The sequence below is a fragment of the Leptospira haakeii genome, from assembly GCF_002812045.1.
Classification (GTDB): domain Bacteria; phylum Spirochaetota; class Leptospiria; order Leptospirales; family Leptospiraceae; genus Leptospira_B; species Leptospira_B haakeii.
Window position 1 is genome coordinate 126,547 of sequence record NZ_NPEG01000003.1, and the last position, 19,189, is coordinate 145,735.

Genomic DNA, 19,189 nt, shown 5'->3' on the forward strand with positions numbered 1-19,189 from the left:
ATAATGGGCTTAAAATCGTCTCTGACTTTATGGCAGAAAAATTGAGAAATAGGGTAACTACTCCAGTCTAAGTACCAACTCGAATATAGAATGGATTCGTATAAAAATGAAACTAGATAAGATCACATTAAAATTGAATGAAGCGCTTTCGGGTGCCCAAAGCTCTTATGATAAGAACCCAGAGATACAAGAGGAACATATCATTGCTCAGATCTTAAGCCAAGGAGATGGATTTGCTCCTCCTTTGTTTTCCAAGTTGGGATTGAACTTATCTTCATTCCAACGCAAAACGCAAGAATCGATCACAAAACTACCAAGGGTAGAAGGTCATTCGGAGAAGGGATTCTCTAGAGCCGCTATCTCTCTTTTACAATCTTCCGACAAAGTTCGGGCAGAGCTAAAGGATGAGTATCTTTCTACGGACCATGTTCTTTTGGCATTTTTGAAGAATGGTACATCTTCACTTCGCCAAGAATTCATTCAATTAGGACTCGATTATCCTAAATTATTAAAAGTAGTACTAGAACTCAGAAAAGGACAACCAATCATGGATGATACACCTGAAAACAAGGCAGATGCCTTGAAAAAATATGCAAAAAATCTAAATGAGCTCGCAAAACTTGGCAAGTTGGACCCTGTCATCGGAAGGGACGAAGAGATCAGAAGGACCATCCAAGTACTTTCTCGCAGGACTAAAAATAATCCGGTCTTAATCGGTGAACCTGGGGTCGGTAAAACTGCAATCGTAGAGGGACTCGCCGGTAAGATCATCCAAGGGGAAGTGCCGGAAGGAATTAAAACAAAAACAATTTATGCGCTGGATCTAGGCGCCATGATTGCAGGTGCAAAGTATCGGGGAGAATTTGAAGAAAGGCTAAAAGCGACACTCGACGAAGTAAAACACAGTGATGGGAATATCATACTATTCATAGATGAGATCCATACACTCGTGGGAGCAGGCGCACAAGAAGGAGCAATGGATGCTTCTAATATGCTTAAACCGATGCTTGCACGTGGAGAACTCCGTTGTATAGGTGCGACTACCTTAAAGGAATACCAAAAGTATATAGAAAAGGATGCGGCCTTAGAAAGAAGGTTCCAACCGGTTTATGTAAAAGAACCAAGTGTGGAAGAAACAGTTACAATTCTTCGCGGTTTGAAAGATAGATATGAACTTCATCATGGGATCAAAATATTGGATTCCGCGATCGTAGCAGCGGCTAGTTTATCGAATCGTTATATTGCGGATCGTTTCCTTCCTGACAAGGCTGTGGATCTGATAGACGAAGCAAGTTCCAAGATGAGGATAGAAATGGATTCTATGCCGGAAGAATTGGACAAACTAAGCAAAAAGATCCAGTCTTTGAAGATCGAAAAAGAAGCACTGAAAAGAGAAACGGATCCCGCTTCTAAACAAAGAGTAGAGAATATTGCAAAAGAACTTTCCGAACAAGAAGAACTTTTTAGAAATCTAAAAGCTCGTTGGGATCTTGAAAAATCCAAAATTTCTAAAATTAAGGAAATCAAGGAAGAAACGGATAAATACAAGGTTTTGGAAGCAGAGGCAGAAAGAAGAGGGGAGATCAATAGAGTCGCGGAAATACGTTATGGAAAACTAATAGAACTTTCCAAAGAAATGGAAAAGGCGAACGCGGAACTAAAAAAGATCTCAGGCTCAGGAAGACTTCTAAAAGAAGAAGTAGATGAAGAAGATATTGCTAATATAGTCTCTCGTTGGACTGGAATTCCTGTATCTAAGATGCTCCAAGGAGAGAAGGCAAAACTTCTCAAAATGGAAGATTCACTTAAGATTAAGGTAATCGGTCAGGATCATGCTTTAGGATTATTATCCGAAGCGATCCGTAGATCCAGAGCAGGAATTGCGGACCCGAATCGCCCCATCGGTACATTCTTATTCTTGGGACCTACAGGTGTTGGTAAAACGGAAACTGCAAAAGCATTGTCCGAATTCTTATTCGATGATGTGAATGCGATGCTTCGTATCGATATGAGCGAATATATGGAAGCTCATTCTGTGTCCAGACTGATAGGTGCTCCTCCAGGTTATATAGGTCATGACGAAGGCGGACAATTGACAGAAGCAGTAAGACGCAGGCCTTATTCTGTGCTCTTATTCGATGAGGTGGAGAAGGCTCATCCGGAAGTATTCAATATCTTCTTACAGATACTGGACGAGGGTAGGTTGACCGACTCTAAAGGAAGGAATGTGGACTTCAAGAATACTGTCATCATTCTTACTTCTAATATAGGTTCTGATGTTTTGGGTTCTGCGGAATATTCGGAAGAGGAAAAAGAAAGAATGGTGGAGCAAAGATTGAAAAAACATTTCAAACCTGAGTTCCTAAACCGTTTGGACGAAGTAATCCTATTCAAATCCGTAGATGAAACAATGATCGCTAAGATTGCGGAACTTCAATTGCAGATCATGGTTAAGAAAGCGGCAGAGAATGGACTTACAGTTAACTTTACTCCTGCATTAAAAAAACATATAGTGCAGGCAGGTTTTGATCCTGAATACGGAGCAAGGCCTTTGAAAAGACTAGTCCAAAGGGAAATTGGAAACGCTCTTAGTAATTTTATACTGAAGGGTGAATTCAAGGAAGGGCAGAGTATCGTTCTGGATTATTCCGGTGGAACTGTGCTCGTTAAGTAGCATCCAATAAAAAACCCCGGGTTTAACAAACCTGGGGTTTCACTAAGATACAACACATAGTAAGGGAAAAAGAATGTGCAGTATTGCTTACGGGAGTTTTACCTCCCGTGTTCGATTTAGAATTCTACTTTATGTAGAAATAATTCCTCTTTTTTCATTTTTAAAACTTTAGAAGCCATGCTCTTGAAATCTTCAGGCGGCTCTAATAGTCCTAACTCCACTTTGGAAAGGAAGGGAGTTGAGACCTTTAATTTTTTAGCCATATCATATTGTTTGATTCCCAATTCTCTGCGTTTTGCCCAGAGTTTATTGGTGAGTCCTTGGCTGAATTCAGGATAAACTTCTTCTACCGGACTTTCGTTAAATAACTTATCTAATGTCGTTTTCAAATATTTAGCGCAAGCCTGTCTGAATTTTTCAGTAGGAGCTTGGCTACCGGTTTCAATTTTGGAAAGGTAGCTAGGGGATACACCCAGAGCCCTTGCCATATCATATTGCTTGATTCCCCGTTTTTTACGGAGCATATAGATGTGGTTGTTCATTCTTTTCCCCTTTTTAACCGTTTTAAAACGACCTTACTTTGTCTCAAGAATAAATTTCCATCAAGCTCAACGGGCACTTAAGTATAGAAATTTTTTCCAAAGTCGGCTAATACTAAGAGAGATAAGAATAAGAATCAAGCATTTGCAATCTTATTCTATAAAAAAAGGCGTTAGGCTGTATAGAAACGTAGAACACGGTCAGTAGTCCGAAGTATAAAGGTTTATAACCTCTTCGGACTACTGGTTTAAGGGATACCTAAGCTATCCTAGGATATACGATTAGATCTTACCTTCTTTCAATCTGCTAGAGTCCAGAATGAATTGGTAATCTGTTTTAAGCTTTTGGGTAAGCTCTCTAACGAAATTTTGTTTCTTAGCACGAATCAAATCTTCTTTAATTTTCTCTCTAACTTCACCATAAGGCATAGGAGTTCTGTCTTGAGGATTATTCGGATTTGACTTAGAGTAAGAGAACATTTTGGCAGCTTCGTACTGCTCTCTCATTTCTGCTTCTGAAACAGTTACATCATTTGGAAGTTCTCTTTTGAATACCAATGGTTGCACAATATATAGTTTCATTACATTGAACATGTCTTGGAAATCTTTAGATTCTAAAGCGTCTTTCAATTCAGTGGAATGATCCGCTATTTTATACCAAATATATTGTTGTCTGAAAAATTGGAGCACATTCGCTTTATCGTCTAGTTTAGAAGAATCTAAACCGCTTTGTTTTGCCAATTGTTCCAATTCGCTCAAAACATCTTTGAACTTAACAGTTTCACCTGTTTTAGTATTCGTTAATAGAACAGATTCATGATTGAAAGTATTCAGATTGTCCTGAGTGATATTTGCCTTTTCGAAACCTGCATTTTTCACTAATTGTTCTTCTTGCTCGCTAACTGCGCTGAACAAGAATCTTTTTTTCATGAAGTCTTCGTAACGAGGAGCGATATCATCTACTTTCAGATCCAGATAATTACGTTTTACATCCGCTTTGATCTGGTCGGAAATTCCTGGAGTCTCAATATAATTTTTAGCGAGGCTTTTTAGTTTTCCGAATTCTTTTGAGAAAAATTTTCCTACTCTGGAAGCGTAGATTGTCTCTACTCTTTCTACTCTTAAAATTAGGAATTTTTTCTTTCTAGGAGTTTTAGGATCTGCTCCTGGAGGAAGTTGGTCATCGATCTCTTTTAAGATCCATTTCCCTTCATTCTCAGCAGCTTCTTTGTAAAAAGTGAGATTAGGATCATTTCCACAATTCAAACATTGTGGTTCTAATAATCCGCCCACTGCTTTGTATGCGGGTTGATCCGTATGATCTACAACGTATTGAATGATTTCTTTTTTAGAGGAAAGTTTTTGGATTCCTTCAAAAATACTCGCCGCTCTCTGTCTTGTGACTTCTTCCTCTTTAGGATCGAAAGAGAAAACTGCGATTACTCGAACAAAAGCGAATTTTAATTTACCAACTTGCTCCAACTTCTCCGCTAAATTTCTTTGTAGGAAGGAAGCTGCCATTTGTGGTTTGGAATATTTTAGGAAAACCGCTAATTCATCTTCGGATACAAGTTTCTTTTCTGTATTGTATAAAGAGATCAATTTGAAAAGACCTAAAGTTTCTAGAAGTTGAGTTTGCTCTTCTTTGGTTGGATGATTCGGCTCTGGTTTGCGGCCGCCTGTATTTAGTTGGTAGAAGTTCCTGAGTTCTTTTCTGGTAACTGTTCCTCCTTTAAAAGAGGCTAATACATCCGAGTCTGAATTACACTGAAAGAGTAATGCCGCCAGGAAGGAGAGTACGATTATTTTTTTGTTCATGTTGTTTTATATAACCTGTTCTTTTCGGATCTCGAAAAGACTAGTATTTATGAATGGTCTTTCGGGCAGGTTGCTGCTTCTTACCTTGGATTTCAACGGATATTTCGCGAGTTAGGCGTTTTTCGTTGTCTTGGTAAAGTCCTTCGGCTGCCCTAGCACCTGAAGGATTGCCGGAAGAATTCCAATCGGATGGAGTTTCCTTTGTCTTCATAGAAAGCATCTCTTGTTTTTGAGAAGAGAGTTTGTCCATCTCCGCTCCAATAGATACTTTTAAAGATTCGGAATAATCCCGGTCTGCTGAAATTCTATCCTTGATCTTGCCTAGTTCGGTCAGGTCCCTATCTATTTCTTCCGTTTTGCGTAAAAGATGTGCCACTTTAATTTTCATGGAATAAGACCTGGAACTTTAAACTTCAGTTCCTGAGTCTAGGCCCCAGGCTGCTTCTTGCAAGTAGGAAAAAAAGAGTCCGCAGGTGAGGATCATCAACTCCTCTCCCGGTTTGGATAGGCATATAAGAAAGAAGAAGGTGGAAAATAAGAGACCGCTAAGAAGATCCTTCTTTCCCTTCCTAAGGACCCAGAACATTCCTAAAAATAGCAGTACTGATTTAAATAGGGAAGGTTCTAAACCGGGATGAGCCGGCTCATGTAAGAGCCAAACTCCAGAAAGTAAAACACAAAGTCCTAAAATAATAATACGGATCTGTTTCGGAATGGATAAAATTAGAAATAAGGAAAGTGCAGGGATTAGAAATGGAGAAAGTTCCCTCCTGGAAAAAGAAAGGATACAAGAACCTGCCAATATTAGGACTCCTAAAGTTTCCCTAAACGCAGGAGAACGACTTCCTAAAAAAGAAAACCCTCCCGAAGAGATCATACCCGCAAGACTCAAACAGACTAAATCTAATATGGATTCTGCAGCCGTACCGTCCCAAAAGGAAACTGCACATACCAAAGCTGGAAATATTAAAAAATTGAAATTGGGTCTGAGCGATTTAGAAGAATGGAACTGGGAAAATGCGATCGTAAGACAAAGCACCAAGGAACCGGAGAATGGAAATCCATAGGTTTTGAAAAAGAGATAAGCTGAGGTGAAGAATAGAAAAACCATTGTATCTATTATGAAATTCCGATATCCTGACGAATCGAACCGTTATGATCCTGAACGAGATTATCATCTCAACGGAAAAGATAGACAGCGTTCAAGTTCTGAAATTGCAGGGTTCTATCAACTCCTTTACGGAGAAAAAATTTAAGGATGTGCTTTCCTTGGCGGTTCGCCAGGGACCGGTCATCATGGATATGGAAGACGTACATTTGGTATCCTCCACTGGGGTCCAGGCCTTAAAGGAAGTGAGCCAATCCAGTTTTTCCAGTAAGAACAAACTCGTCCTTGTAAATATCTCCAAAGCCGTGATCAATGTTTTTAAAATGGCGGGTTTAAGTGGATTTTTCCTAATCGCAAATGACGAAGAAGCTGCCTTAAAGATGGCTTCTAAACGTTGATATTCTCGGATCTAAGATGGGCAATCTCGGAAATAGAAAATGAAATCTGAAAAAACTTCTTCCTTTAATTATTTTAGAAAGGCCTGGCATTTACTTGGGCTGATCATACCTGCCTTCTACTATTTCGATGTATTCCATGGGCAATTTTTGTTGGTATATGCAACCCGCGCTATTCTTACAATTTTACTCATTCTTTGTCTTGTACTTTTAGTCTTATTGGAGTGGGCAAGGTTCCATATTCCAATCGTTCAAACAGTATTTGTAAAGTTAGCCGGTCCTTTATTAAAAGAAGAAGAAAAGTCCAGGATCAACGGGACATTCCCTTATTTTCTTTCCATTACATTCGTGGTCTTTTTCTTTCCTCCTGATATAGCAATTCTTTCTCTATTGTTCTTAGTGATCGGAGATCCGATGGCTGCTTGGGTTGGAACCCATTTCGGAAAGAACAGATTCTCAAACGGTAAATCTAAAGAAGGGATTTTAGCATTCATTCTATCTTCTACTATCGTAGGGCTTTGGTTTATTTATGTGGTTCAGTCAGGTTCGAGAGAATTAGGAATTTATCAATTTTCCTCCGGAGAATTTTGGCAGAATATTATCTTAGTTTTACCGGCAGTGATTGCCGCTGCTGTAACTGAACTTTATAGTGGGACGTACTGGAACGGGATTGTAGATGATAATCTTCTTATCCCGGTTGTATCTGCGATCGTTTTGGGATTTTTTGCGTATTTTACGTTAGATCTGAGCATCGGTCAGATCTTTTTAAACCCAGCCCAGATCTTCGAAACATATTAGGAAAATCGAATTTTCTAATTGCGGAAAAGTTTAAGGAGTTTTCTCCGCGGGGAGAACATGATATACGAAGTCAATTTTAGTCTTTGTGTTTCCTTTGATCCCTTTTGCCGACCAGGTAAATTCTAAATCTGTAGGGAAAATAGAAGTTTCGTAAGGGTATTGGCCTAAACGATTTTCCTTTTTCTGTTTTTCCTTTACCATAGAACCTAGGTAATTAAAAGAACCGATCCAATCTTCTCCGATTTCGAAACCTTCCATTTTGCCTTTTACACCTGCAAATTCGTACATGGCAAAGTAGGTCTCTTGGATCTGTTTCCTTTCTTCAGGACTCATCCTGCGATTCATTCTAAGTACAAAACCTGGAGTTTCACGAGCATGGAAATAAAGATAGTTCCCTAATTCTTCCCAGGTATTCGGCTTTTTGGCATTTGGAATATCCACTGAATATTTTTTATTCAATGGAGAAGGTTCTCTGCAGACCCCATCTCTCGTAAAATAGTCGCAAAGTTCCACATTGTTAACGGAGAGAACAGTTGGTTCGCAGGCCGCAAATACAAGCAGAGATAATGATATAAGTTTAACGTTTTTCCAAAGAGCTAACATAAGATTCTCGTAAATTAGTAAAAAAGTATAGAACTTCAGGATGTTTGAAAAATTCCCAGGCGGAATTTTGAGGGATCCATTTTTGTCCCTGGTAAGTATATATGATTTCTGCGAATACTCCATGGAACATATAGATCCTATGCAGATCTTCTTCCAAAGATGCTAAAACCAGATTATAAGGAGTTAGGTAACCCGGAAATACTCTAATAGATTCATCTGATTTATGCAAATGAGTTTGGAATTTGGTACATTCTTTTTGAAGACTGGGAAGTTCTTCCCTGGAAATCCTTCTTTTTAAAGAAAGTACACGAGTAAACCTTCCGATGGGAGAATCCAAGAAATTCTCAAATTGGTGGGTCCATTTAGGAAGTGGTTTGGATTCGTATAAAGTTTGAGAGAAAGAGTCTTCCGCTTTTTCTTTCAAACGATAATAGGCCTCTTCATTTTCATAGGAAACCACTAGGAAGAAGGAAGCTGGAAGAGGTTTTTTGGGTTTGGAAGATATTTGTTTGGAATTCACTTGTCTAAGCTGGTTTCAAGCAGCAGATTATAATTTGGAATCGAAATAATCCAGCAGAATTTTAGTAAGCCAACGGCCATCCGGAAGATCAGGATTCGAATCAGTCACAAACCCGACATGCCCTCCTTGTTTAGTCAGAATCGTTTTTAAATTAGGAAGTTTGGACCAGTTTATGGAATTCCATTCGAATAAAGGAACTACCGGATCATCCTCGGCATGGATTAGAATTCCAGAATGAGTGATGGATTGTATATAATTGATGCAAGAGTTCTTTTTATAATATTCCATAGCACTCGGATATCCGAAAGAAGGAGCAGTGATCATATCATCAAAGTCGAAAAATGTTCTTACTTTCTTGGAATTTTCTAACTGCAATGGAGTCAGTTCCAAGATACCTTCTTTAATCTTCTTCTTAAAACTACTGATAAAATGATTTCTATAAAATCTTCCGGAAAGTGAATCTATAAAATCACAATTTTTTGCAAGGTCCAGAGGAGGGGAGACTGCAGAGAATGCGAGCGACTTATGGTTTCTGGATTCTCCAAAAAATTTTAAGACAAGATTTGCGGAGAGAGAAAATCCGGACACATAGATCTTTTTACTCAAGTACTCATGGATATAATCTATAACATCTTGTAAATCTTCAGACTGACCCGCGTAATACGATTTTTTAGCGAAACCTCTTCCTCTACCACAGTTTCTCAAATTCATACGAATGACTCCGTATCCTCTTTCCAGAGCAGAAGTAGCTAGAGAAACTAAATAGGAACTTTCCGAATTACCTTCCATCCCATGGATCATAAGTATATAAGTCCCGTTGGAAGGAATTGCACTCTTACGATAGGAAGAAACAGGAGGGTTATGTTCTAACCAGAGTTTATCTTCGGATTCTCCGCTTACAGTGAGAAGGATGTCTTCACAGTAATAAGAAGTCCTTAGAGGATTTTCAGGAGGGAAAAGAGTGCTGTAAATTGTTTGAGCGTGTTTGCCCGAAACGAATCTTTTAGGTCGGAAATTAGAAGCTTCCATAGATCAACGGATCTCGTTTTCTTTAAAAAACTCTTTCCACTCTTCTTCTTGTTCTTTTTTTAAAGGAAATTTTCTATCTAAAAACTTTCTGAATTTTTTTAGAAATGTTTTTCCCTTTTCTCTGATCTTTGGATCGTCCGGAAACATATCTTCCAGATAAAAATTCAAGAACTCATCCAGCTCGAAACCGCCTAGGTCAGTGATTAAAATTTTTTCAGAAGTATGTTCTGGATTCTCAAATAATAACTCGGAGAATTCCAGAAATAGAGAAGGCATTTCTTTTTCGGAAGAAGGAGCTCCTTCCTGAATTGTTTCCAGAAAGGAGCGAACGGTTTCTTCTACGGAGGGAAGTCCCGACAAACGAATGACCTTAATTGGAAGGTTTAGGGAAGTCTATTGTGGTAGCGAGTGAATCTACGATACCGTACTTGATCGCTTCATCCGCATCCATATAATAATCTCTATCCGTATCTTCTTCCAGTTTTTCAACAGGATGACCACAAGCTTCCGCAAGTATTTGATTCAATCTTGCTCTTGTTTTTAGGATCTCTTCTGCATGAATTTGTAGATCAGTTGCAGGAGCTACGATTTGCCCACCGATACTTGGCTGGTGGATCATCACTTTGCCGTTAGGCCAAATAGATCTTTTTCCTTTTACACCGGCAGCTAAAAGAACAGATCCCATAGAAGCCGCAAGTCCCATACATACAGTATGAACCGGGGAAGTGATCATCTTCATTGTGTCGTAGATGGTAAGTCCGGAAGTAACAACTCCTCCGGGACTATTGATATAGAATGTAATTTCTTTTCCTGGGTCAGCCATTTCCAGATAGAGCAGTTTGCCTACGATGTCTTTTGCGGATTCATCAGTAACCGCGCCCCATAAGAAAATTTTTCTATGGTCGATGAACTTTTTGGAAATTTTGCTACCGGCTAATTCTTCGATTACTTCGGTGATTTTTTCAGTCTCAGACATTCTGGCTCCCTTAAGCAGCGGTTCGTTCTTCCAGTTTCTTCCTCCGTAATTTCCTGAAAACTCCAATAAATACGAAAGCTACAAAGGAAACGTAAAAAAAGCGAAGTAACTGGATCGGAGGGACCGGCATATCACGGTCCGCTCTTAAAGCAATTAGACGGGAGGCAAGGACCGGACGATTCTCCGCTTTTGGTTCTGGCTCCCTAAATTTGATAATTTGTGCGTTTTCGGAGAGAAGATAATATTTTCTGGCTTCTTTCTCCAAGGCAAGCTTATCATCGCGTAGAAGTTTTTGCCTTTCTTCTAATTGTCTATTCTCATACTCCAGTCTTTCCACATCCAAACGAAGGCTGGAAAGACTGGTTTCTAGGGTGGACCTTACGACCAAACCTGACTCTCCCAATACCGTGAAGTAAAACATTCCGGAAAGGAAGAGCAGAAGTAAAAACAGTTTGTTCGCCAGATTCATACCCATAAGAAGTTTAGAGATTATAGAATGTATTTCTCCCTTTGTAAACCGCAGAAGAACCTAATTCTTCTTCAATCCTCAAAAGTTCGTTATATTTAGCGATCCTATCGGTTCTGGAAAGGGAACCAGTTTTTATCTGGCCCGCATTCGTACCTACCGCGATATGCGAAATAGTTACGTCCTCAGTTTCTCCGGATCTATGGCTGATCACATTCGTATATTTGGCTTTTTTAGCCATATCGATGGATGCCAATGTTTCGGATAAACTTCCGATTTGGTTCACCTTGATCAGGATGGAATTACCCACCTTTTGGGAAATTCCCTGAGAAAGTTTTTCTATATTGGTAACGAATAAATCATCACCTACGAGTTGGATTTTCTTACCCAATTTCTCGCTTAGAAGTTTCCAACCTTCCCAGTCGTTCTCATCCAGACCGTCTTCAATAGTAATGATCGGATACTTTGAGACTAGATTTGAATAGTATTCTACCAATTCTGCACTAGAGAACTCTTTATTTCCTTCTCCACCCAGAACGTACTTTTTCTTGGTTTTGTCGAAAAACTCGGAAGAAGCAGCATCCAGACCCAATAATACGTCTTTTTCAGGTTTATAACCTGCTTTTTCGATAGCTTGGAGGATCACTTCTAATCCTTCCAGGTTGCTTGCCAGGTCCGGTGCGAATCCGCCCTCATCTCCGACCGCAGTATTGAGTTTTTTGGATTTAAGAACTGACTTTAAACTATGGAAAACTTCTGCCCCAACTCTTAAAGCTTCACGGAAACTATTTACTCCAACTGGAAGGATCATAAACTCTTGGAAGTCCACATTATTGTCCGCGTGAGCTCCACCGTTGATGATGTTCATCATTGGAACAGGAAGTTCTTTTGCAAAGTTTCCACCTATGTATCTGTAAAGTGGAAGTCTTGTATGAGAAGCGGCAGCCTTTGCAACTGCAAGGGAAGTTCCGAGGATCGCGTTTGCACCTAATTTGGATTTGTTTTTGGTTCCGTCCTTATCCAACATCAGGGAATCAATTCTGTTTTGGTCTAAAGCGTCTTCTCCGATCAGAACATCTTTGATCTTTACATTTACGTTCTCGACTGCTTTCAGGACACCTTTTCCTAAATAACGGGATTTATCTCCGTCTCTTAATTCTACTGCTTCGTATTCTCCTGTGGAGGCTCCGGAAGGGACTGCAGCTCTACCGAAGGAGCCGTCTTCCAATTTAACATCTACTTCTACCGTAGGATTTCCTCTGGAATCCATGATTTCGCGGGCGCGGATCGCCGAAATTTTGGAGGATTGGGACATGTGATTCTTATAATACCTATCTCTTATAGATTTTTCCTGAAATCCTTTTGATAAGGGGAAATAAATCAAGCGGGAAAAGGAGGAAAAAAGATTGCCTGGACCGGCTATAAAGATAGAAATCCCTCGATGAAAACGACAGAAAAACATTCTATATTCTTTCATATCTCCTTTGCAATACTATGTATCATAGTTCTATTACTTCCGATCCCCGCGACAACCGGTTGGAGGATGTTTTTCCTGGTATTAGCTTATAATATCTCTCTGCCGATCGTGGCCCAAGTTTGGGAGCATGATCGTTGGATGGATATTTTCCTTTTTGTTTTGCCTGTAAGTATTCTGCAAGTTGTCCCGGATTGGTTCTTATCCAAGGTGCTTGGGGTTTTGGTATTTCCTCCTGACGGATTTTATAAGTTAGGAACTGTTTCGGCATACATGGCAGGGCTTTGGACCATTCCACTTTTTATCATAGTGTATGTTTCTACAAGATTCGAAAAAAGGTATCCTGACGCAAATCCGATCAGCAAATATCTGTTAGCCGGAGGAAGTGCATTTGTGATCTTCTTCTTATCCGAAGAATTTATGAGACTGATTCCTGTTTGGTATGCGCAGAATGTTTCTATGGTTGGACATACGGCGATTTACGTTCTTTTTCCTGAATTCGTTTTAGGAATATTTACCACATTTGCTTATTTTCATACGGAGCATAAACCATTTAGAACAAAATTACTTTGGGCAATTCCAACCATGTCCGTATATTTGGGAGCGCTCTCTTTTAGTTATTTATTTGTAGAAGGTGTTTGGAAAGTCTAAGAAAGAATGAAAGTCCTGACCCAAATTTCAGAAATCAAGGACTTGCTCTCTGATAGAAATCCAGAAATTATCCATCTTCCTCCGGAGTTCACGGAAAAGGTGGATGTAGATCCCTTTTATTCATATACGATCCAAAAGGAATTCAAGGTAGAAGGTAAGGCCACCTTTGAGAATAAAGAATCCGTAATTAAAGTAAGTCCAATTCAGAATGGAAGGTCCGGATTTAGTTGGAATGGGATTCGATATGATCTGGATAGCCAGAAATGTATTAAAGGGAATCATAATATACAATTGGGAGAAGTTAAGGTAATAGAACATCCGTTAGCTTGGATGTTGGCTTTTGGAGTATACGCCGATTTTACTTTGAGTGAATCCAGTTTTCCTACTTTCGATTTTTGCGATCGTGTTTATATGGACCAAGCTAAAGGGAATTTGAAAAGATTGGAGAAAAGAAAGAAAATTTCAGTATCTTCTCCATTTGCTTTAGTTTGGGAGAAGGGTTATTGTGTTTTGGAGCCGGAGGCCCAGGAATCAAAAGGTCTTTTGATAGATCACCAAGTGGAATACCCTGGAAGCACAGTGGGAAAGTCCAGGATAGTAGCTGAACTTACTGCCGAGAATTTTTCTTATTTCGGAGATGCAAGAACCACTGCATTTCGTAACAAAAAAGACGCAGAAAGTTTTTATCAAATAGGACTTGCCGGAGGATTAAAAGATTATCCTTTCACTTTAGAGAACGTATTACTTTTAGATGAAGATAAAATTTATAATGTTCGAGAAAAATTTAAGGATCCAAGATCAGATTATAATTACGAATTCATCTGTCACGAGTTAATAGATATCATTTCCTGGTTACGTTTTGTAGAAGAAAAATATGAAGGTAAATTTTTCGGAAAGATGACAACTTTTCTTTTTGATCATCACAAGCAGATAGATATTGCTCAATTTTCTTGTGATCCGGATGGATTAGAAAAATATGGGATTAGGATCGGAAATTAATTTCGAGCAAATGATTTCCAAAAGCCTAAAACTACTTGTAATAGAAACGGTTTCGTTTTAAAAAATCAAAACAGAGTCCAAAATTTTCTCAAAAGAGGTTTCCAATGCGGATCGGAATATTACCGCTCTTATTTATCCTAATGATCGCTGTAAACTGCGTAGCGTTAAACACAACCGGATTAACGAATCGTTATAAAGGAAGTGAGGCGAAGGATAAAATTGCGGATGCGGCAACCGTTGCCGCTCAATTATACGCGATTTCTACAGGTGATTTAACAGGAACTACTTATGTGAATAATATCGTTCTTCCTCCTATTTTGGCAGGAATCAAGCCTGGTGAATACTATGCAAAGGACGATGTAAATGCTTGCGTGGATGAGATCAAATTATTTGGTGCTTTGGGTCTTGCTCCCACAATAGGCGTTTTATTCGGGCAATGTTCAAACCTACAGCCTGATAATAATGTGTATGGAAATGTAAACTAGATTTCCTTCTTATCTTATTCTCCTCGGTCCTGAAAGGGATCGGGGACAAATTTCCCTCAGTAAAAGGCTTTTCAGGGGGTCCGTCTCGCTGGACTTTGTTTTTAGCAATGTCCGATCGCCAACAATTCATCCGCAATTTCTCAATTATCGCCCATATTGACCACGGTAAGTCTACTTTAGCTGACAGACTTTTGGAAATAGGCAGGATCACTGATGATCGGACAAAAAAAGATCAGATCCTGGACTCCATGGATATAGAAAGGGAGAGAGGGATCACGATCAAGGCGAACAACGCCACATTCAATTATACTGCTGCTGACGGTAATACTTATACAATGAATCTGATCGATACTCCTGGCCACGTGGATTTTACCTACGAAGTATCCAGATCCTTAAAAGCATGCGAAGGTGTGCTTCTTATTGTAGATGCTAGCCAAGGAGTAGAGGCCCAAACCTTAGCGAACCTATATCTTGCTATGGAGCAGGATCTCGCAATCATTCCAGTTATGAATAAGGTGGATCTTCCCGCAGCGGATGTGGAGAAGACCAAACTTCAAATCGAAGATAGTTTAGGTTTGGATGCGGAGAATGCAGTGGCGATTTCCGCAAAAACAGGATTGAACGTCCAAGCAGTTTTGGAAGAAATTACTAGACAAATTCCTCCTCCTAAAGGAAATCCAAAAGGTCCACTTAAAGCGCTTATCTATGATTCTTATTTCGATCCATACATGGGTGTTGTGATCAAGATCAGAGTATTCGACGGAACCGTGAAAAAAGGGGACCGTATCCTTTTGATGAGTAGCCAAAAGGATTTTACAGTCAACGAAGTTGGTATCAAAGGAATCGGTTTAACTCCTACTGATTCTCTTACAGCTGGAGAAGTGGGATATATAATCGCAGGTATCAAAAAAGTTTCTGATGCAAGAACTGGAGACACAGTTACATTATTCTCCAATCCGAGTGCAGAAGCTGTTCCTGGTTATAAAGACGCAAAGCCTATGGTGTTTGCCGGATTGTTTCCTATTATGGGGGAACAATTCGAAGAACTAGTAGATGCGATCGAAAAAATGAAACTGAACGATGCGGCTCTTGTGTATGAAAAGGAAAGTTCTGCTGCATTAGGATTTGGATTCAGGGTAGGATATCTAGGACTTCTCCATATGGAGATCGTACAGGAAAGATTAGAGAGGGAGTTTAATCTTGACCTGATCACAACTGCGCCTTCCGTAAAATATACGATCCGAATGAAAAACGGAGAAGTTTTTGATATAGATAACCCTTCTAAATTCCCTGATCCTGTTTTTATAGAAGCTACGGAAGAACCTTATGTAAAAGCTTCTATCATTACTCCGAATGAATATGTAGGAAATATCATGTCCTTGGCGATTGATAAAAGGGGAGTCCAGTTAGACACAGTTTATCTTTCTCAGGATAAGGTGCAGTTGACTTATGAGATCCCTCTCGCCGAGCTAATTTTCGAATTTTATGATAAACTAAAATCTCTGACCAGAGGATACGCTTCTTTGGATTATGAGCCTTGCGGATATAAGGCGTCCAGACTTGTTAAGATGGATATTTTGGTAAATGGTGAATCTGTAGATGCTCTTTCCATGATTGTCCATACTTCTAAAGCGGAATCCCGCGGTAGAGAGATCATCGAAAAACTGAAAGAGATCATTCCTCGACACCAATTTATGATCCCGATCCAAGCTGCTGTGGGCGGAAAAATCCTCGCAAGAGAAAGTATTTCTGCTCTTCGTAAAAACGTAACAGCTAAATGTTATGGTGGGGATATCACCCGTAAGAAAAAACTTTTAGAGAAGCAGAAAGAAGGAAAGAAGAGGATGAAACAGATCGGAAACGTTGAAATCCCGCAAGAGGCTTTCCTTGCAGTCTTAAAAACCGGGGATTAATTTTTGAAAGACTCCGTTTTGCGTGTCCGCAGAACAGGAGTAGATTCCGTTCTCAAAGTAAATTCTTCAGAACTATTTATCAAAAGAGAAGATCGGATCTTCTTTTCCCAAGGCACAAAGATCCGAAAGCTACAAGGGATTTATAAAAGTTTAGAATCGAAACTCCGTTCCGGTGAAATCGAAAAGATTATTCTACAAGGGAATTTGCATTCTAATGCGATCCTGGCTGGAAGTTTGTTCTTTCGGTTTGTCGAAGTGCCTACAAAAATCCTAGGATACGCCAGAGATCCAGAGTTAATTACTCCTGCTTCTATCATTTCTAAGCGATTTTCAGAGCTGGAATTGTATCCTACGAGGAGGGAGTGGGGGAATATCGTCGAAGTTACTACAAAATCTCGAAATTCGTATGAGAATCCAAATTTTGGAGATATTTTTCTTCCGGAATTTCTATTCTGTGCGGAAGCCTTGGACGGTTTGAGATCTCTTTGGGATGAAGTAGATCCTACACTTTACGATCGGATCATTCTGGATGTAGGTTCCGGTCTTACTTGGATCTCTGCTCTTCTTTGGGGGAAACTTCCAGTGATTGGGATCTGCCTTGGATTACAAAAGGGGAAGTTCATCTCCTGGATAGGAGCTCACCTGTCGTCACTTCGACAAAACCTGATCGAATTGCCTTGGGAGAATTTGATCGATCCGAATGAGAAGCTTTCAGAAAATTTTTCCTACGGTGAGAAGGGGAATTATTGGTCTGAAAAATCCAAGGAGTTTGAAAAACGTTTCGGTCTATACTTAGAACCTATATATGCTTCTAAGTCTGTTTCTATCATAGAATGTATGATGAAGAACGGAGAACTTAAAGGTAGGAATTTATATATTTACCAAGGTGGAATTTTACAGTCCGGAATTTCTTCGATCACCTGACTTTACAAAAATAAAAAACACCTTCTGATCGATTACTTTTGGAATTTAAAGTTTTCCTTTAATAGATTATATTACGATCCTGTTTCTCTTGGTTAAATCTAATGAAATCTGTAGTTGTTGATCAAAAAAAGCTTTATTAAATTATTCTATCTTTTAATTTTCCTGGAACTGCTTTAACTATATTGGCATTGTTTATGAAATACAGACTTTTAACCTTATCTACCTTTTTTTTCTACTTTATGACTTCCGGTTTGCTCTCAACTCCTGTGGTGGAAGACAAGTTTGCAGAAGAGTTAAAATTTATCGAAGCCTCCTTAAAGGAAGCCAAGCGATTGAGTTTTGATCCAAAAAAATTTGATGAAAGGTTAGGGTATATCAAGGCTTCTCGAAAAATACTAGCTTCCTTGGATCCTCCCATGTTCTTACTGCCTTCTGAACATACTTACAAGGTTCTAGATTCCTTACCTACTTCTTATATAAAGTCGGATCAACCGGACGAAACGCCTTTCGGAATCCAATGGGCGGATATCCCATTTTCTAAAGAAGATTTTTCTAATATATTCAAGACGGTATTGGAAAAGAATAAGCCAGAGAATTATCGCAATATCACCATGTTAGCGATCAACGGTTTATTAGCTTCTTACGATTCGAATTCCAAGATTTTTAAATCCGATCAACTAGAAGATTCAGATTTTGGAGTGGGAATCAACGTTGGTTCCGATTCAGTCGGAAGAATATTTATAGATAGCTTTAATGAAAATTCTCCCGACGAAAAGGCAGGTTTAGAAATCAATGATCAAATCCTAAGTATAAACGAAGTCCGAGTAACCGGTCGTAACCCTGAATTTGTTCAAGATCTTTTGAACGGAAAGGAGAGAGCGAAATTAAAACTCGGATTCACGAGACCTGGGTTGAATTCTGAGAAAATAATTACTATTACTACGGAACCTAAACCCGTTATTTCTAAGAATTTACAGAGCAAGATATTCGGAAAAAAATCCCAAATCGCATATATACGTATTTTATCTTTTGTCAGCATACCAGAGGGTAAAGGATCACTGGATGTACTTGTCGCAGAAGAATTAAAAAAGATATTAGAAGAATCCAATATTAAAGGAAATAAAATCCAAGGTATCGTTCTGGATTTGCGACAAAATCAGGGTGGGCTTATAAGTTTATGTATTTCTGTTGCGGATCTTTTTTTAAAATCCGGGATAATTACGGATAAAAAGGAAAAAAATCGCAGTCCAGATACTGTTTATGCAAATCCTAATCAAATTACCGATATCCCGTTATTTGTACTTATTGATTTCAAGACAGCCGTAGGCGCAGAATTGGTTGCTGGGGCGCTACGAGCAAATTATAGAGCGGTGCTAATCGGAGAACCTAGTTACGGATCCGCAGCAATCCACAGGTTAAGTTTACACCCTCTGGATGAGAATTATCGTTTTATAATATTGACTGGTCAGTTCACATTTCCGACAGGAGAGGTGGCTGAAGGCCGAGGGATCCAACCAGATATCCTGATTTCGGAAACAGAAACTGGGAAACCTTCTTTCCGTAAAAGAAAAAAAGAAAATATCCTAAATCCTGGGACTAACATCAGCCCAATTACATTTCGTTCCTTGGACTCTTATACAAAGGAAATGTTATTAAAGGCGGAGAATGTTGCAATGTCCGCTAACAAAGGCAAAAATCGCTCTGAAATTCTTTTGAATAAAATGATCACTGCAGTCGAATATCTTCTCGAAGCGGAAGCTAAATGATCCTCATTTCGCTTTAAAAACAAAAAAGGCCTTCTTTCGAAGGCCTTTTTT

General features: G+C 39.2%; 20 protein-coding genes. 9 read left to right on the top strand and 11 right to left on the bottom strand.

Annotated features, from left to right (window positions below):
* The first annotated feature begins 106 nt into the window (after positions 1-106).
* Entirely contained in the window at positions 107-2,674 is a 2,568-nt protein-coding gene (gene clpB, locus CH377_RS08185) for an ATP-dependent chaperone ClpB (RefSeq protein ID WP_100723345.1), read from the top strand.
* 116 nt (positions 2,675-2,790) lie between these two features.
* Here clpB and CH377_RS08190 read toward each other — a convergent pair whose 3' ends face one another.
* The 4 genes from CH377_RS08190 to CH377_RS08205 form a co-directional block, all read right to left on the bottom strand.
* Entirely contained in the window at positions 2,791-3,198 is a 408-nt protein-coding gene (locus CH377_RS08190; RefSeq protein ID WP_010515694.1) for a helix-turn-helix domain-containing protein, read from the bottom strand.
* Positions 3,199-3,495: 297 nt separating this feature from the next.
* Positions 3,496-5,031, bottom strand: coding sequence for an LIC12015 family putative lipoprotein (locus CH377_RS19690; RefSeq protein ID WP_100723346.1), 1,536 nt, complete (start codon positions 5,029-5,031; stop codon positions 3,496-3,498).
* 40 nt (positions 5,032-5,071) lie between these two features.
* Positions 5,072-5,419, bottom strand: a complete 348-nt coding sequence (locus tag CH377_RS08200; RefSeq protein WP_100723347.1) for a hypothetical protein — start codon at positions 5,417-5,419, stop codon at positions 5,072-5,074.
* Positions 5,420-5,437: 18 nt separating this feature from the next.
* On the bottom strand, positions 5,438-6,142 hold the full coding sequence (locus tag CH377_RS08205) for a hypothetical protein (protein WP_100723348.1): 705 nt from the start codon (positions 6,140-6,142) through the stop codon (positions 5,438-5,440).
* A gap of 44 nt (positions 6,143-6,186) precedes the next feature.
* Between CH377_RS08205 and CH377_RS08210 the strand changes: the two genes are divergently transcribed.
* Positions 6,187-6,537 carry an STAS domain-containing protein gene (locus CH377_RS08210; protein WP_008590048.1) on the top strand — a complete coding sequence of 117 codons (351 nt, stop codon included), beginning with the start codon at positions 6,187-6,189 and terminating at the stop codon, positions 6,535-6,537.
* Between the two features lie 39 nt (positions 6,538-6,576).
* Entirely contained in the window at positions 6,577-7,332 is a 756-nt protein-coding gene (locus tag CH377_RS08215) for a diacylglycerol/polyprenol kinase family protein (protein WP_100723349.1), read from the top strand.
* Between the two features lie 30 nt (positions 7,333-7,362).
* Here the strand turns inward: CH377_RS08215 and lcpA are convergent, their stop codons facing one another.
* The 7 genes from lcpA to eno are packed head-to-tail and all read right to left on the bottom strand — an operon-like array spanning position 7,363 to position 12,241.
* Complete coding sequence (lcpA, locus tag CH377_RS08220; RefSeq protein ID WP_100723350.1) at positions 7,363-7,935, bottom strand: complement regulator-acquiring protein LcpA; 573 nt, start codon at positions 7,933-7,935, stop codon at positions 7,363-7,365.
* On the bottom strand, positions 7,910-8,455 hold the full coding sequence (locus CH377_RS08225; RefSeq protein WP_100723351.1) for a DUF4416 family protein: 546 nt from the start codon (positions 8,453-8,455) through the stop codon (positions 7,910-7,912). Before CH377_RS08225 ends, lcpA begins: the two co-directional genes overlap by 26 nt.
* 27 nt (positions 8,456-8,482) lie before the next feature.
* The gene (locus tag CH377_RS08230; protein WP_100723352.1) at positions 8,483-9,484 is read right to left on the bottom strand and encodes a YheT family hydrolase; all 1,002 of its coding nucleotides are present in this window, start codon (positions 9,482-9,484) and stop codon (positions 8,483-8,485) included.
* A gap of 3 nt (positions 9,485-9,487) precedes the next feature.
* A complete protein-coding gene (locus CH377_RS08235; RefSeq protein WP_100723353.1) occupies positions 9,488-9,844 on the bottom strand; it encodes a hypothetical protein in 357 nt (118 codons plus the stop codon).
* Positions 9,845-9,854: 10 nt separating this feature from the next.
* Positions 9,855-10,460, bottom strand: coding sequence for a ClpP family protease (locus CH377_RS08240; protein ID WP_100709990.1), 606 nt, complete (start codon positions 10,458-10,460; stop codon positions 9,855-9,857).
* A gap of 10 nt (positions 10,461-10,470) precedes the next feature.
* A complete protein-coding gene (locus CH377_RS08245; protein ID WP_207797649.1) occupies positions 10,471-10,935 on the bottom strand; it encodes an FtsB family cell division protein in 465 nt (154 codons plus the stop codon).
* Positions 10,936-10,942: 7 nt separating this feature from the next.
* A complete protein-coding gene (gene eno, locus CH377_RS08250; RefSeq protein WP_086448946.1) occupies positions 10,943-12,241 on the bottom strand; it encodes a phosphopyruvate hydratase in 1,299 nt (432 codons plus the stop codon).
* Between the two features lie 126 nt (positions 12,242-12,367).
* Here eno and CH377_RS08255 point away from each other — a divergent pair, with 126 nt between their 5' ends.
* The 6 genes from CH377_RS08255 to CH377_RS08280 all read left to right on the top strand — a co-directional run bounded on the left by CH377_RS08255 (position 12,368) and on the right by CH377_RS08280 (position 19,138).
* A complete protein-coding gene (locus CH377_RS08255; RefSeq protein WP_100723354.1) occupies positions 12,368-13,051 on the top strand; it encodes a DUF6989 domain-containing protein in 684 nt (227 codons plus the stop codon).
* Positions 13,052-13,057: 6 nt separating this feature from the next.
* A complete protein-coding gene (locus tag CH377_RS08260) occupies positions 13,058-14,050 on the top strand; it encodes a UDP-3-O-acyl-N-acetylglucosamine deacetylase (RefSeq protein ID WP_100723355.1) in 993 nt (330 codons plus the stop codon).
* A gap of 104 nt (positions 14,051-14,154) precedes the next feature.
* Positions 14,155-14,535 (top strand): TIGR04452 family lipoprotein, encoded by a 381-nt coding sequence (locus CH377_RS08265; protein ID WP_100723356.1) that lies wholly within the window; start codon positions 14,155-14,157, stop codon positions 14,533-14,535.
* 107 nt (positions 14,536-14,642) lie between these two features.
* Complete coding sequence (gene lepA, locus CH377_RS08270; RefSeq protein WP_100723357.1) at positions 14,643-16,448, top strand: translation elongation factor 4; 1,806 nt, start codon at positions 14,643-14,645, stop codon at positions 16,446-16,448.
* Positions 16,449-16,451: 3 nt separating this feature from the next.
* Positions 16,452-17,372 carry a PALP domain-containing protein gene (locus CH377_RS08275; RefSeq protein WP_100723358.1) on the top strand — a complete coding sequence of 307 codons (921 nt, stop codon included), beginning with the start codon at positions 16,452-16,454 and terminating at the stop codon, positions 17,370-17,372.
* Positions 17,373-17,566: 194 nt separating this feature from the next.
* On the top strand, positions 17,567-19,138 hold the full coding sequence (locus tag CH377_RS08280) for a S41 family peptidase (RefSeq protein ID WP_100723359.1): 1,572 nt from the start codon (positions 17,567-17,569) through the stop codon (positions 19,136-19,138).
* Positions 19,139-19,189: the final 51 nt, after the last annotated feature.